Origin of the sequence: Pseudomonas sp. TKO26, assembly GCF_003225665.1 — a bacterium.
In the GTDB taxonomy this organism is placed as follows: domain Bacteria; phylum Pseudomonadota; class Gammaproteobacteria; order Pseudomonadales; family Pseudomonadaceae; genus Aquipseudomonas; species Aquipseudomonas saponiphila.
Window position 1 is genome coordinate 123,744 of sequence record NZ_QKLN01000013.1, and the last position, 13,910, is coordinate 137,653.

Annotated in this window: 14 protein-coding genes; 6 read left to right on the forward strand and 8 right to left on the reverse strand. The window is 65.1% G+C overall.

Annotated elements, in window-relative coordinates:
• Positions 1-19 precede the first annotated feature (19 nt).
• Entirely contained in the window at positions 20-655 is a 636-nt protein-coding gene (locus DNK59_RS19185) for a LysE family translocator (protein ID WP_177431270.1), read from the forward strand.
• Between the two features lie 18 nt (positions 656-673).
• Here the strand turns inward: DNK59_RS19185 and dmeF are convergent, their stop codons facing one another.
• Both dmeF and DNK59_RS19195 read right to left on the reverse strand, forming a co-directional pair.
• Positions 674-1,726, reverse strand: coding sequence for a CDF family Co(II)/Ni(II) efflux transporter DmeF (gene dmeF, locus DNK59_RS19190; RefSeq protein WP_110724207.1), 1,053 nt, complete (start codon positions 1,724-1,726; stop codon positions 674-676).
• 10 nt (positions 1,727-1,736) lie between these two features.
• Positions 1,737-2,012, reverse strand: coding sequence for a metal/formaldehyde-sensitive transcriptional repressor (locus DNK59_RS19195; RefSeq protein WP_092315501.1), 276 nt, complete (start codon positions 2,010-2,012; stop codon positions 1,737-1,739).
• Between the two features lie 224 nt (positions 2,013-2,236).
• Here DNK59_RS19195 and DNK59_RS19200 point away from each other — a divergent pair, with 224 nt between their 5' ends.
• Positions 2,237-3,259 carry a sensor domain-containing diguanylate cyclase gene (locus DNK59_RS19200; protein WP_092315503.1) on the forward strand — a complete coding sequence of 341 codons (1,023 nt, stop codon included), beginning with the start codon at positions 2,237-2,239 and terminating at the stop codon, positions 3,257-3,259.
• A gap of 16 nt (positions 3,260-3,275) precedes the next feature.
• Here DNK59_RS19200 and DNK59_RS19205 read toward each other — a convergent pair whose 3' ends face one another.
• Positions 3,276-3,398, reverse strand: coding sequence for a hypothetical protein (locus tag DNK59_RS19205; protein ID WP_256596465.1), 123 nt, complete (start codon positions 3,396-3,398; stop codon positions 3,276-3,278).
• Entirely contained in the window at positions 3,391-3,729 is a 339-nt protein-coding gene (locus tag DNK59_RS19210; RefSeq protein ID WP_092315507.1) for an FKBP-type peptidyl-prolyl cis-trans isomerase, read from the reverse strand. Before DNK59_RS19210 ends, DNK59_RS19205 begins: the two co-directional genes overlap by 8 nt.
• Before the next feature lie 169 nt (positions 3,730-3,898).
• Between DNK59_RS19210 and DNK59_RS19215 the strand changes: the two genes are divergently transcribed.
• Both DNK59_RS19215 and DNK59_RS19220 read left to right on the forward strand, forming a co-directional pair.
• Positions 3,899-4,498, forward strand: coding sequence for a LemA family protein (locus DNK59_RS19215; protein WP_092315511.1), 600 nt, complete (start codon positions 3,899-3,901; stop codon positions 4,496-4,498).
• 27 nt (positions 4,499-4,525) lie between these two features.
• Positions 4,526-5,536, forward strand: a complete 1,011-nt coding sequence (locus DNK59_RS19220) for a M48 family metallopeptidase (protein WP_110724208.1) — start codon at positions 4,526-4,528, stop codon at positions 5,534-5,536.
• A gap of 5 nt (positions 5,537-5,541) precedes the next feature.
• On the opposite strand, the gene DNK59_RS19225 is transcribed toward DNK59_RS19220, so the two are convergent.
• The 4 genes from DNK59_RS19225 to DNK59_RS19240 form a co-directional block, all read right to left on the reverse strand.
• Positions 5,542-6,771 carry an OprD family porin gene (locus DNK59_RS19225; RefSeq protein WP_256596470.1) on the reverse strand — a complete coding sequence of 410 codons (1,230 nt, stop codon included), beginning with the start codon at positions 6,769-6,771 and terminating at the stop codon, positions 5,542-5,544.
• Between the two features lie 116 nt (positions 6,772-6,887).
• Positions 6,888-8,192 (reverse strand): CitMHS family transporter, encoded by a 1,305-nt coding sequence (locus DNK59_RS19230; RefSeq protein ID WP_110724210.1) that lies wholly within the window; start codon positions 8,190-8,192, stop codon positions 6,888-6,890.
• 139 nt (positions 8,193-8,331) lie between these two features.
• Positions 8,332-9,657 carry a C4-dicarboxylate transporter DctA gene (dctA, locus tag DNK59_RS19235; RefSeq protein WP_110724211.1) on the reverse strand — a complete coding sequence of 442 codons (1,326 nt, stop codon included), beginning with the start codon at positions 9,655-9,657 and terminating at the stop codon, positions 8,332-8,334.
• A 44-nt stretch (positions 9,658-9,701) separates the two neighbouring features.
• Positions 9,702-10,784: a 4-oxalomesaconate tautomerase gene (locus tag DNK59_RS19240; protein ID WP_092315521.1), complete on the reverse strand. Its 1,083-nt coding sequence runs from the start codon at positions 10,782-10,784 to the stop codon at positions 9,702-9,704.
• Between the two features lie 170 nt (positions 10,785-10,954).
• Between DNK59_RS19240 and DNK59_RS19245 the strand changes: the two genes are divergently transcribed.
• Both DNK59_RS19245 and DNK59_RS19250 read left to right on the forward strand, forming a co-directional pair.
• Positions 10,955-11,845 (forward strand): LysR family transcriptional regulator, encoded by an 891-nt coding sequence (locus DNK59_RS19245; RefSeq protein WP_092315523.1) that lies wholly within the window; start codon positions 10,955-10,957, stop codon positions 11,843-11,845.
• A gap of 174 nt (positions 11,846-12,019) precedes the next feature.
• Entirely contained in the window at positions 12,020-13,843 is a 1,824-nt protein-coding gene (locus DNK59_RS19250) for a monovalent cation:proton antiporter-2 (CPA2) family protein (RefSeq protein WP_110724212.1), read from the forward strand.
• Positions 13,844-13,910: the final 67 nt, after the last annotated feature.

The window sequence follows — 13,910 nt, forward strand, 5'->3', positions numbered from 1 at the left end:
AAAGGCGTTATCTGTGGACCTGAACCTGTCGTTATTGTTGGCCTATGCACTGAGCGTACTGATGCTGGTGGCCACCCCGGGGCCCGTGGTGGCCCTGATCGTCAACACCAGCATGAACGCCGGGCCGCGCCAGGCCGTGTTGACGGCCCTGGGCACCAACGCCGCGTCACTGCTGCTGGCGCTGTTGGCGGTGCTGATGCTGACCACCGGCCTGGCGCTGGATTCGCGCCTGATCAGTGGCGTCAGCCTGCTCGGTTGCGGCTTTATCGGCTGGCTGGCCGTGCAAGGACTGCGGGAAGTGTTTGGCCCGCCCACCGTGGGAGCGGCGCCACGCACCGACAAGGGGCGCCAGGGCCTGGCCAACGGTTTCCTGGTGGGGATTGGCAACCCCAAGGACATCATTTTCTTTGTCTCGTTCTTCCCCCAGTTCATCCAGGTCAGTCGCTCCTTCGAGCGCAGCGCGCTGCTGCTGACGCTGGTCTGGGTGGTGATCGATTTTGCCGTGCTGGGGGCCTATATCCTGATGGCGCGCCAGGGCTTCCCGCTCAGGTACAAGCGCCAGGTGACCGGCCTGTCGAGCCTGATGCTGCTGGCGGTGGCCTTGGCCGGTCTGGTTTATTCGCTGCTGGACCTGTACCGCTCGGGCGCCGCTTGAGACGCCCGGCCAGCGACCTCAGAGGCTGCGCAGTTCCAGGGTCAGGTGTGCCAGCCCGGGCAAGGCGGCCAGACGCCCGCGCACGGCCTCGACACTGAGCGAGGCCTGGGCCACCACGCTGACGATCACCGCCCGCGCCTCAGGCCCCACCCGCCACACATGCAGGTCGACAATGCGCGCATCCCCCGGCTCTTCCACCGAACGCCGGACCTGCTCGGCCAGGCGCTCATCGCTGGTATCGAGCAACACCGCCGCGCTGGACTTGATCAGCGCATAGGACCAGCGGGCAATCACCAGCGCGCCGACAAGGCCCATCACCGGATCGAGCCAGACCCAGCCCAGGTAACGCCCGGCCAACAGCGCGACAATCGCCAGCACCGAGGTCAGGGCATCGGCCAGCACATGCACATAGGCCGAATGCATGTTGTTGTCACCCCGGTGATGTTCGTGATGTTCGTGATGTTCGTGATGTTCGTGATGTTCGTGATGTTCGTGATGTTCGTGATGTTCGTGATGTTCGTGATGTTCGTGATGTTCGTGATGTTCGTGATGTTCGTGATGTTCGTGATCATGATGGTGCCCGTGGGCATGGCCGTGGGCGTGATGCCCATGGCCGCCGCCCAACAGCCAGGCACTGAGGATGTTCACCAGCAGCCCCACCACCGCGATCAGCGTGGCCTCGGCAAAGGCCACGGTGGTGGGCTGGAACAGCCGCAGCAGAGACTCGCCGGCAATCCCCAGGGCCACCAGGCCGAGAATGATCGCCGAGGCGAACCCCGCCAGATCGCCGACCTTGCCGGTGCCGAAGCTGAAACGCCGGTTGCCGGCATTGCGCCGGGCGAAACCATAGGCCGCCGCGGCGATGCCCAGGGCTCCGGCGTGCGTCGCCATGTGCAGCCCGTCGGCCAGCAAGGCCATGGAACCGGTGAAGTAACCGGCAACGATCTCCCCGACCATCATCACCACCGTCAGCACCACCACCCACAGGGTGCGCCGGGCGTTGTCATCGTGATCGGCACCGAGAAACTGGTGTTCGTGGGTGAACTGTGCAGCCTGCTGAGACAGATTCATCGTCCCGCTCCTATTTCGAATAACGGCGAATGGCTTCCAGCAACTCATCCACGCCACGGGCCCGCTCGGCGTCGCTGAGCTCGGGATTGGCCACATGCTCCAGGGCATGGGCCTCGATGATCTCGCCCATCAGGCCGCTGATGGCGCCACGGGTCGCCGCCACCAGGTGCAAGGTCTTGCCGCAGTCGGCCCCGGTTTCCAGGGCGCGCTCCACGGCCTGTAGCTGCCCGAGAATGCGCCGCACCCGCTTGAGCAGTTGATCTTTCTGTGCGTGCGTGTGTGACATACCCATACCCCCTATACCTATTTCGGGGCGCATCTTGCTCCCACAACCGGCACGACGCAAGCCGGCCACAGGCAAAAAGACCCAAGATCCGGGCGTTCCCCCCTCGGCAGCCGACGAGTGGCCTGGCACCACAGAAAAAACTGCTGTACGGCCTGTAGCGTGGATTAACATAGCCCAGTGCCATCAACCCTCAGGACTCACCCTTCCATGCTGTCCAGAATCTTATGATTGCTGTCTGGTCCCTGCTGTGCCTAACCCTGTTGCTGACCCTGCTGACGCTGTGGTTGCTGCGCCGCGAGCGCCGCGCCCAGGCCCAGTTGCGCGCCTATCGCAAACGGGTCGAGGGCCTGCCCAACGATGCCGAGCGCTTCAAGCGCAGCCAGTACTTCGCACGCATCGGCACCTGGGACTGGGAAGTCGACACCCAGCGCCTGTACTGGTCTGAGGCGATCTACGGCATGTTCGGGTTCAAGGTCGGCGAAGTGGTGCCCTCCTACGAGCTGTTCTGCTCCTGTGTACACCCCGAGGACCGGGAGCGGGTGCGCGCCGGCGAATTGCGCTGCCTGGAAACCGGCGAGAACCATGACGAGGAATACCGCGTGGTGTGGCCCGACGGCAGCATCCACTGGCTGCGCGAAACCGGCAACGTGGTGAAGAACGTGCACGACACCACCATCAAGATGCTCGGTGTGGTGCGCGACATCACCGATGAAAAAGTCTCCACCCGCCAGTTGCAGCAACTGGCCCATTTCGACCCGCTGACCGGCCTGCCCAATCGCCTGATGCTCGAACAGCGCCTGTCCCGGGCCCTGGAACAGGCGCGGCACAACCAGACCCGGGTGGCCCTGGTGTTCGTTGATCTCAACGGCTTCAAGGCCATCAACGACCAGTACGGCCACGCCGCCGGGGACCGGGTGCTGAGCGCCACGGCCCGGCGCCTGCAAGGCATCCTGCGCAGCAGCGACACCGTGGCGCGGATCGGCGGCGACGAATTCGTGGTGGTTCTGGAAGGCCTGTCCCAGGAGCTCGACCTGACGGAGGAAGCCCGGCGCATCGGCGAGAAGATCTTCAATGAACTGTCGCCACCGGTGGAGGTGGACAGCCAGCGCCACAGCATCGGCAGCAGCCTGGGCGTGGCGGTGTTTCCCGACCATGCCGGGCGCATGGACCAGTTGCTGCACATCGCCGACCTGGCAATGTACGAAGCCAAGCGCAGCGGCAACAACCAGTACCGCCTGGGGCAGTGATACGCGCCAGCCCGGCCTAGGCGTCGCCACCCGCGCCGAGCAGGCGCCCACGCAAAAAGCCCAGGGCCGCCTGGAACAGCGGGTGCCATTGGGCCGACGGCGGGCGGGCTTGTGCAGTGGGTGCCTGCTCCTCAATCATCCCGGGTCAGCACTTCCAGCAACTCGATCTCGAAGATCAGGTTCGAGTTGGGCGGGATCGCGCCCATGCTGCGCTCGCCGTAGCCCAGGTGCGCCGGCACCAGCAGTTTGCGCTTGCCACCCACTTGCATGCCCATCAGGCCCTGGTCCCAGCCCTTGATCACCCGCCCGGTGCCAATCACGCACTGGAACGGCTTGCCGCGATCGTAGGAGGAATCGAAGCTGCTGCCGTCTTCCAGAAAGCCCCGGTACTGGGTGGTGATCAGGGCGCCCTTGACCACCGCCTTGCCGTCCCCCAACTGGATATCGATCACCTGCAATGAGTCGCTCATGCTTCACTCCCGTTCAACGCCTGCCCCGACGCGGGACTGCGGCGCGCTTTTTCGCAGAATTGCCGATCCGTTGCAATGCCTGGCGGGCGCTCTGGCAAAGGTGTGTCACTGCCCGGGAATATTCCGTTACCATGGCCGCCCCCACGCCCCGCCCCGATAAGGACATCCCATGGCCACCGCCGATATCGTCGCCCTGGTGCTGCTCGCCGTTCTGGCGCTGTACCTGGCCAGCCTCTACAACCGCCTGACCACCCGGCGCAATCGCCTGCGCAATGCCTTCGCCCAGATCGACGTGCAACTCAAGCGCCGCTACGACCTGATTCCCAACCTGCTGGAAACCGTCAAGGGCTACCTGCAGCACGAGCGCCAGACCCTGACCGCCCTGGCCGAGGCGCGCAACAATGCCCGGGACAGCCTGCAAGCGGCCGCCGCGCAACCCGGCGACAGCGCACGCATCGCCCGCCTGAGCCAGGACCAGAGCGCCCTGGACCAGGTCCTCGACCGCCTGCACCTGAGCCTGGAGGCCTACCCGGAACTCAAGGCCTCGCAGAACATGGCCCAGCTCAGCGAAGAACTCACCAGCACCGAGAACAAGGTCGCCTACGCGCGCCAGGCCTTCAACGACGCCGTGACCGACTACAACCTGTGCAAGCAACAAGTGCCGGCGCTGTTTTTCGCCGGGCTGTTCGGCCACCGGGCCGATGCCGCGCTGCTGCAATTCGCCGATAGCGCGCAGATCCAGGACGCCAGCAAAGTGTCGTTCCAGTAACCCCGCCGCCGATCCCCGGAAGCTTGCATGAAGTTCTTTCAACACCAGGCCCGTGCCCGGCGCCACACCCTTCAACTGCTGCTGTTGATGACCCTGGCGGTGACCACTCTGGTCAGCCTCAGCAGCCTCGGGCTGGGCCTGTTGTGGCGCGAGCTGAGCCAGGAGTACGGCCAGCCCAAGGTGCTGAACTGGGCCGTCGTCGCGGTCGTGGCAGTGCTCATGCTGCTGGTGGTCGTGCTCGGCAGTTGGTACCAGCGCTGGCGCCTGCGGGCCGGCGGCAAGGTGATCGCCGAGCACCTGGGCGGGCGCCTGATCAATGACTCGCCACGGGGCCGCGAGGAACAGCGCCTGCTCAATATCGTCGAGGAAATGGCCCTGGCCTCGGGCGCCAGCATGCCGGCGGTGTATGTACTGCCGGAAGACGCAATCAACGCCTTCGCTGCCGGCTTGACCCCCGAGCAGGCGGTGCTTGGCATCACCCGCGGCGCCCTCACCCACCTCGATCGTGACGAATTGCAGGGCATGGTCGCCCATGAGTTCAGCCACATTCACAACGGCGACATGCGCCTCAACACCCACTTGCTGGCGGTGATCCACGGCCTGCTGGTGTTCAGCCTGGCCGGCATCGCGGTGCTGCGCCAGGCCGAAAAGCAGCACCTGGGCAGCGACCGCCACCGCTTCTTCTGGCAGATCGTGTTTGCCGTGCTGGGCCTGGCCTTGTGGCTGTTCGGCTGCCTGGGCAGCCTGCTGGGCAACCTGATCAAGGCCGCCATCTGCCGCCAGCGCGAGTTTCTCGCCGACGCTTCGGCGGTGCAGTTCACCCGCAACCCCCAGGGCATCGCCGGCGCGCTGAAAAAGATCGGCGGCAGCAGCGCCGGCTCACGCCTGCGCGCCTTCGCCGCCGCCCGGTACAGCCACCTGTATTTCCACCAGGGGGTGAAACTGCGCCTGGAGCGCCTGTTCGCCACCCACCCGCCGCTGGCCGCGCGCATCCAGCGCCTGGATCCGCAGTGGGATGGGCGCTTCAAGCCGCTGTAAACGGACTACCAGAGGGCAATGTCGTAAGTGATGTAGAGGCGGTTGCTGTCCCGTCCACGGGCGTAGTCGGAGCGATACACATAATTGCGCAGCTTCACCCCCAGCCCCTTGAACGCACCCTGCTGGAGCACATAGGCCAGTTCGCTGTCGCGCTCCCATTCATCGACGCGGGTCCTGGACTTGCCGTCATTGCCGCTCAGGTAGCGCGAGCTGAAGGTCAGGCCGGGGACACCCAGGCTGGCGAAGTTGTAGCCATAACCGAGCATCCAGGTCTTTTCGCCTTCCTCGATGAACTTGCCGATGCCGGCGTTACTGAAGGAGTAGACCGTGGCGCCGCTGATATACGGCAAGCCGGCGTCGCCACTGAGGCGCTGATAGCCGCCGCCAAGGGAATGCCCGGCGATGGCGTAGGTCAATTGGCCGCTGAACATGCGATTGTCGATCTTGCCGTCGAACGCCGCGCCTGAATCGGCGCTGCGGAAATAGCGCAGATCGCTGGTCAAGGTCCCCTGCCCCAGCGCCAGGTCATGTTGCAGGCCGACAAAGTCCTGCCGATAGAAGTTCTCCAGCTCGCCATGGAAATAGCTCAGGCGCAGGGACTTGCTCCATTTGTATTCGCCCCCGGCGTAGCGGAAGTCCCCGGACTGGCCGCCGCTGTAACCGTCGGGCACCAGCCCCACGCTGTCGGTGGAATCCCGCAGTTTGAAGCGCTGCAGATAACCGCCGGTCAAGCTCAGGCCATCGATATCGGTGCTGGTGAGCTGGGTGCCCTGATAGGTCTGCGGCAACAGGCGGGCATCGTTGTAGACCAGCACCGGGGTCTTGGGCAGCAAGGTGCCGTACTTGAGGGTGGTCTTGGCCAGCCGCACCTTGGCCGTGGCGCCGGCACTGGCGAATTCGCTCGCGGCGCGACCGTCGTCGTGCACCGGCAGCAGCCCCGTGCCACTGCGGCCCTTGCCGGAATCGAGGCGCACGCCCCACAGCCCCAGGGCATCGACCCCGAACCCCAGGGTGCCGGGGGTGAATCCGGACTGATAGTCGAGCAGCAAGCCCTGGGCCCATTCGGTGCGCTCGCTCTTGGCGGTGCGCGCAGCCTTGGCGCTGAGGCCATGTTCGTCACGGAAGTTCTCGTTGAAATAGACGTTGCGCAGTTGCAGCTTGAGGCTGCTGTCGTCGATGAAACCCGCGGCCTGGACCAGGCTCAGGGGCAACAGGCTCAAACCGGGAACAAGCATTGCGCGGATCAGTGGATGGCTCATGTCGTACTTCTCGTTGTTGTTATTCAAGGCGCAGTTCGCCCTGCGCCCCGCAAGCAGGCGCGCCTGGCTATATAAAGAGGGTTTCGAACCAATCAGACGAACAGGGTCAGGGCACCGGTCAGCAGGGCCAGGGCGGTAATCACCAGGGAGGTCAGCACGGCCCACTTCACCGTGGCTTTCTGGAAGTCGCCGATGTCGCGATCCACCATGCCCACCAGCAGCAGGGTCGAGGCCACCAGCGGACTCATCAGGTGCACCGGCTGGCCGAGGATCGAGGCGCGGGCGATCTCCAGGGGAGAGATGCCATAGGCCGCCGCCGCGTTGGCCAGGATCGGCACCACGCCGAAGTAGTAGGCATCGTTGGACAGGACGAAGGTCAGCGGCATGCTGGTCAGCGCCACCACCAGCGGGAACAGGTGGCCCCAGGACGGCGGGATCCAGTCCACCAGGGTCTGCGCCAGGGCGTCGACCATCTTGGTGCCGGAGAAGATCCCGGCGAAGATCCCGGCGGCGAACACCAGCAGCACCACGGTCATGGCGTTGCCCGAATGGGCGAGGATGCGCTCCTTCTGAATATCCAGCTGCGGGTAGTTGATCATCAAGGCCAGGACAAAACCGATCAGGAACAGCACCGCCGAGTGCATCAGGCCCAGCACCAGGGCGGTCATCACCGCCATCACCAGCAGCAGGTTGACGTAGGCCAGCCTGGGCCGCTTGTGCGGGGTGTCTTCGAGAATGGCCTTGATGTAGCAGTCGCCACCGCCGCTTTGCAGCTGGGTATTGCCGATGCGCTTGCGTTCGGCCCGGCCCAGCAGGTAGGCGGTGAACACCACCCAGATGGCACCACCGATCATGGTCGGCAGCAGCGGCACGAAGTACTCGCCGGCATCCAGGCCCAGGGCGGCGATGGCTCGGGTCGCCGGCCCGCCCCAGGGGGTCATGCCGCTCATGATGCTCAACGACAGCATGGAGATGGTGGCGAGGATCATCGGGTTCATGCCGATGCGCTTGTACAGCGGCAGCATGGCCGCGCAGGTGATCATGTAGGTGGTGGTGCCATCACCGTCCAGGGCCACCACCAGCGACAGCAGCGCGGTGCCCATGGCGATCTTGGTCGGGTCGCCATTGACCCGCTTGAGAATCTTGCGGATCAGCGGGTCGAACAGCCCCGAATCGATCATCAAGCCGAAAAACAGAATGGCGAACAGCAACAGCGCCGCCGACGGCGCGACCATTTTCAGGCCGTCGAGCATCATTTTGCCGGTGCTGCCGGCGAACCCGCCGAGCACCGCGAAGACGATGGGCACCAGGGTCAGCGCCACAATGGGCGACAGGCGCTTGGTCATGATCAGGACGGTGAAGACCACCACCATGGCGAGGCCGAGTAAAGCGAGCATAAGTCGATTCTCTTGTTTTTATGATGAGCGTGGCCGGCGCGCGGGCGCACGGCCACCCGAGCACCGGACGCCCCGATCAAGGGCGCCCGGCACAGGTGTGGAGTCGGTACTTGGGGTAAAGCGCTGCGGCCTGGCGGGTCTAGCCGAGCTTGTTCGCCAGAACGGTCGCCGGGCTGTCATCGGCGGCAGTGGCCGGGGCCGCAAGGGGCTGGCCATTGAGCGTGCGCAACAGCACCTGGCGGTCGCAGGCCTGCTCCGAGAGGGCGATCACCACGGTGGCCACGGCGTTGCTGGCCAGGCTGGTCAAGGCCCGGGCCTCGGACATGAAGCGATCGATGCCGATCAGCAACGCCAGGCCGGCCAGGGGGATGTCATGGATCACTGTCAGGGTCGAGGCCAGGGCCACGAAACCGCTGCCGGTGACCCCGGCGGCGCCCTTGGACGACAGCAGCATGATCGCCAGCATGGTGATCACCTGCCCGGCGCTCAGGTCGATGTTGCACGCCTGGGCAATGAAGATCGCCGCCAGGGACAGGTAGATCGCCGTGCCGTCGAGGTTGAACGAATAGCCGGTTGGCAGCACCAGCCCCACCACGCTCTTGCGGCAGCCCAGGGCCTGGAGTTTTTCCAGCATGCGCGGCATCACCGGCTCCGTGGACGAGGTGCCGAGCACTACCAGGAACTCTTCACGCAGGTAGCGCAGCAGCTTCCACAGGCTGAAGCCGTTGGCCCGGCAAATGCCCCCCAGGACCACGCAGACAAAGAAGCCGCAGGCGACATACAGGGTCATGATCAGCTTGGCCAAGGCGCCCAGGGAGGTGATGCCGTACTGGCCCACGGTAAAGGCCAGGGCCCCGAAGGCACCGACGGGGGCAAAACGCATCAGGTAGGAGAAGATCTTGAACACCATCTGCGAGGCCGACTCCAGCACCACCAGCACCGGTTTGCCGCGCTCGCCCAGGGACGACAGGGCAAAGCCGCACAGCACCGCGATGAACAGCACCGGCAATACCTCGCCCTTATTGAAGGCGCCGATGAAAGTCTCGGGGATGATGTGCATGAAGAATTCCACCACCCCCAGCTTGGCCGCCGACTCGGTGTACTGCGACAGGCCCTGGGTGTTCAGCCGGGTGGGGTCGATGTTCATCCCCGCGCCGGGCTGGAACAGGTAGACCGCCGCCAGGCCGATAAACAGGCTGATCAGCGTCAGGCCGAGGAACAGCAGCATGGTCTTGCTCAGCAGGCGGCCCAGGGACCGCTTGTCGCTCATGCCGGCGATGCCGGTGACGATGGTGCAGAACACCACCGGGGCGATCATCATCTTGATCAGCTTGATGAAGGCGTCGCCCAGCGGCTTCAAGGCAATGGCTTGCTGGGCCCAGAAGTGCCCCACCAGTACCCCGAGGCACACCGCGCAGAGGATCTGGAAGTAGAGCGATTTAACAACTTTCATGGCATCACCCATTTTTAGAATTGTTCTGATGCAACCCGTGTCGGCAAGCGCTTCGGCTAGCCGGCCAGGCGTTGTGAAGCAGGCGCGTAGACATACCCGGAAAACAACCGGCGAGCGGTGCGGACCACCGAGGCGCGGATGGTCTCGGCGTTTTTTCCGGTGTAGGACAATACGACATCTATCGAGCCGCTGGGGTGCTCGACCCGAACCTTTTGCAGGCGCGGCTCACCGACCCCGCCCAGCATCTCGGCCACCACGCTGCCCTCGGTGACACAGGCGGTAGCCAGGCCGATGGAGCCGGTGATGGCCAGGGCCCGATGGCAGTTGTGGGGCATGAAATAGCGCACCGCCAGGGTGCCCCCGGCCCGGGCCGGGGACACCAGCACCGGCTTGGGAATCACCTTGTCGCTGACATCCCCCAGGCCCATGGCCAGGCCGGCCTTGAGCCGCAGGCTCTCCAGGCGCTGCAGAAAGTCGCTGTCGGCGTCCAGCTCGGCGGGGCTTTCATCGCCGCGCTTGCCCAGGCAGGCCGCCTGCACCAGCACCATGGGCATGGCCATGTCGATGCAGGTCACGGCAATGCCGTCGATCAGGTCCTGAGGCTGGCCGGTGGGAAACAGCTGACCGGTCTTGCTCCCGGCGGCATCGAGAAAGGTCAGGGCCACCGGCGCCGCGCTGCCCGGCACGCCGTCGATGGTGGTGTCGCCTTCGTAACTGACCTGGCCATCGGGAGTCTGGACCTGGGCATTGACCAGGGTGCCGGTGTTGAGGTTGCGAATCCGCACCTGGGTCTGTGCCCCCGTGGCCTTGACCAGCCCCTGCTCGATCGCGAAAGGCCCGACAGCGCAGAGCATGTTGCCGCAGTTGGGCGCGGTATCCACTCGCCGCTGCGACACCATGACCTGGACGAACAGGTAGTCGACATCCGCCTCCGGGTGCAGCGACGGACTGACGATCGCCACCTTGCTGGTCTGCGGGCTGCCACCGCCGATGCCGTCGATCTCCAGCTCATGGCCGGAGCCCATCAGGTTGAGCAACAGCTCGTCACGCTCGGCCACTGCCACCGGCAGATCCCAGGCCAGGAAGAACGGCCCTTTGGAGGTGCCGCCGCGCATCAACACACAAGGAATTCGTTGCATGAACACTGACTCTTGTTGATCAATCGAGGTAATTGATGTTCTGGGCACAAGAGTGTCAGGGTTTGAAAAGTGATTCCAATGCAAAGATCAGAGGCATTATTGCGTTTCATGCATGAGTCAAATATTCTCTCCCACGCTGTTCCGCCTGCCCGACGCGTTGAGAAACCAGCATGGAATATGAGCTCCAGGACATACGATCTTTCGTGAAAATCGCCGAACTGGGGAGTTTCCACGAAGCCGCCGACGCCTTGCACCTGTCGCAACCGGCCCTGAGCCGGCGCATGAAAAAACTCGAAGAGGGCCTGGGCACCGCCCTCCTCGATCGCACCACGCGCAAGGTCAGCCTGACCAGCGTCGGCCGCGACTTCCTGCCCAAGGCCCGGCGCCTGCTGGACGACTTCGACGACTCGATCCTCAACATCCGTGAACTGGCGGAACGCCAGATCGGCCAGGTAACCCTGGCCTGCATCCCCACGGCGGCCTTCTACTTCCTGCCGTCGGTGATCCGCCTGTACAACCAGCGCTACCCGAAAATCCGCATCCGCCTGCTCGACCTCAGCGCCAACGAGGGCCTGGAAGCGGTGCTGCGCGGCGAAGCGGACTTCGGCATCAACATGATGAGCGGCCAGCACCCGGACATCGAATTCGTGCCACTGGTCAACGAACCCTTTGTCCTGGCCTGCCGCCGCGACCATGAACTGGCCGGACGCCGCTCGGTGACCTGGTCGGAACTCAGCGATTACCGCTTGATCGGCGTTGGCCGCCTGAGCGGCAACCGCATGCTGCTGGACCATGCCCTGTCCGGCTTGAGCTGGCGGCCCCAGTGGTTCTACGAAGTGCAACACCTGTCCACCTCGCTGGGCATGGTCGAGGCCGGGCTCGGGGTGTCGGCGATGCCCAGCCTGGCGATGCCCGCCGCCGATCACCCGACCCTGGTCAGCGTTCCGCTGACCGAGCCGGTGGTCAACCGCACCCTGGGCCTGGTGTACCGCCGCGGCGCCTCGCTGTCGCCGGCCGCGGAAAAGTTCGTGGCGATCCTGCTGGAGCAGTGGCCGCACTGACCGGCGCGCCCCTCCAGCGTTGCCCATACTCCAACGTGCCTTGAAGGGCGCACCGCCAGTCTCAGAACACCCATGCCGTTTTTATCCGGGCGCAGACTGGCAACCCCCCTACGCTGATTGTCACCGGTGAGCCTCTATCATCACCGGCGCCCCGTTTTCCCTGGAGTCCCCCCGATGCCCCATGAAGGCAACCTGCTACAAGCCGCCGTCGTGTTCCTCTGCGCCGCCGTGCTCATCGTGCCCCTGGCCAAGCGCCTGCAACTGGGGGCCGTGCTCGGCTACCTGCTGGCCGGGGTGCTGATCGGCCCGTCGGTGCTGGGGCTGGTGGGCAACCCGCAAAGCGTCAGTCATATCTCCGAGCTGGGAGTGGTGCTGTTGCTGTTCATCATCGGCCTGGAGCTGTCGCCCAAGCGCCTGTGGGTGATGCGCAAGGCAGTGTTCGGCGTCGGCCTGGCCCAGGTGCTGTTGACCGGCACTGTGATCGGCGTGGTAGCGCTGTTCCTGTTCGGCCAATCGCTGAACAGCGCCATCGTGCTGGGCCTGGGTCTGGCCCTGTCCTCCACCGCCCTGGGCCTGCAGAGCCTGGCCGAACGCAAGGAGCTGAACAGCCCCCACGGACGCATGGCCTTCGCCATCCTGCTGTTCCAGGACATCGCCGCCATTCCGCTGATCGCCATGGTCCCGGTGCTGGCCGGCAACGATCACCACACCAGCAGCGCCGAGGACCTGCGCCACGGCCTGCAGGTGCTGGGCAGCATCGCCGTGGTGGTGGTGGGCGGACGCTACCTGTTGCGTCCGGTATTTCGCATCGTCGCTCGCACCCGCTTGCCGGAAGTGTCCACCGCCACCGCCCTGCTGGTGGTGATCGGCACCGCCTGGCTGATGGACCTGGTGGGGGTGTCCATGGCCCTCGGCGCCTTCCTCGCCGGCCTGCTGCTGGCCGACTCCGAGTACCGCCATGAGCTGGAAGCACAGATCGAGCCTTTCAAGGGCCTGTTGCTGGGGCTGTTCTTCATCAGTGTCGGCATGGGCGCCAATCTCGGCCTGCTACTCAGCGCGCCCATCGCGGTGCTGGGCCTGACCCTGCTGCTGATCGGCCTCAAGCTGCCCCTGCTGTACGTGGTCGGGCGGTTGGCTGGCGACCTCAATCGCGAAAGCGCGCTGCGCCTGGGCGTGGTGCTGGCGGCTGGCGGCGAATTCGCCTTCGTGGTGTTCAAGATCGGTCGCGACCAGGGCCTGTTCGAGGCCCGCCTGCATGACCTGTTGGTGCTCACCATCACCCTGTCCATGGCCCTCACGCCGCTGCTGTTGCTGGCCTGCTCGCGCTGGCTCAAGCCCAAGGCCAAGCCCCTGGAGATGCCCGCCGAATACCGCCAGATCGACGCCGACAGCCCGCGGGTGGTGATCGCCGGCATGGGCCGCATGGGGCAGATCGTGGCGCGGATCCTGCGGGCACAGAAGATCCCCTTCGTGGCTCTGGACACCTCGGTGGACACCATCGAACTGATCCGCAGCTTCGGCGGCATGCCGGTGTTCTACGGCGACCCGATGCGCCCGGAAATCCTCAGCGCGGCCAAGGTCGGCACGGCGGAATACTTCGTCATCGCCACCGATGACCCGGAAACCAACATCAAGACCGCCGAACAGGTGCGCAAGCTCTACCCGCACCTGAAGATCATCGCCCGGGCGCGCAACCGCCAGCACGTGCACCGACTGGTGGACCTGGAGGCCCAGGCCGTGCGGGAAACCTACTACTCCAGCCTGGAAATGAGCCGTCGCACCCTGGTCGGCCTGGGGCTGAGCCAGGCCCAGGCGGATTCGCGGATCCAGCGCTTCACCCAGCACGACGAACAACTGCTGGCGGCCCAGCACGCGGTCTACGACGACGCCGCCAAAGTGCTGCAGAGCGCCCAGGAAGCCCGGGCCGAGCTGGCCCGGCTGTTCGAGGCCGACGAGCAGGACGAGCAGATCGAGAGCCCACTGCCGCCGATGCGCTGAGGCCGCGCCACCTTCGCTGGCAAGCCAGCTCCTACGCCTAGCGATTACCGTCAGGTTCTGTCAGGAG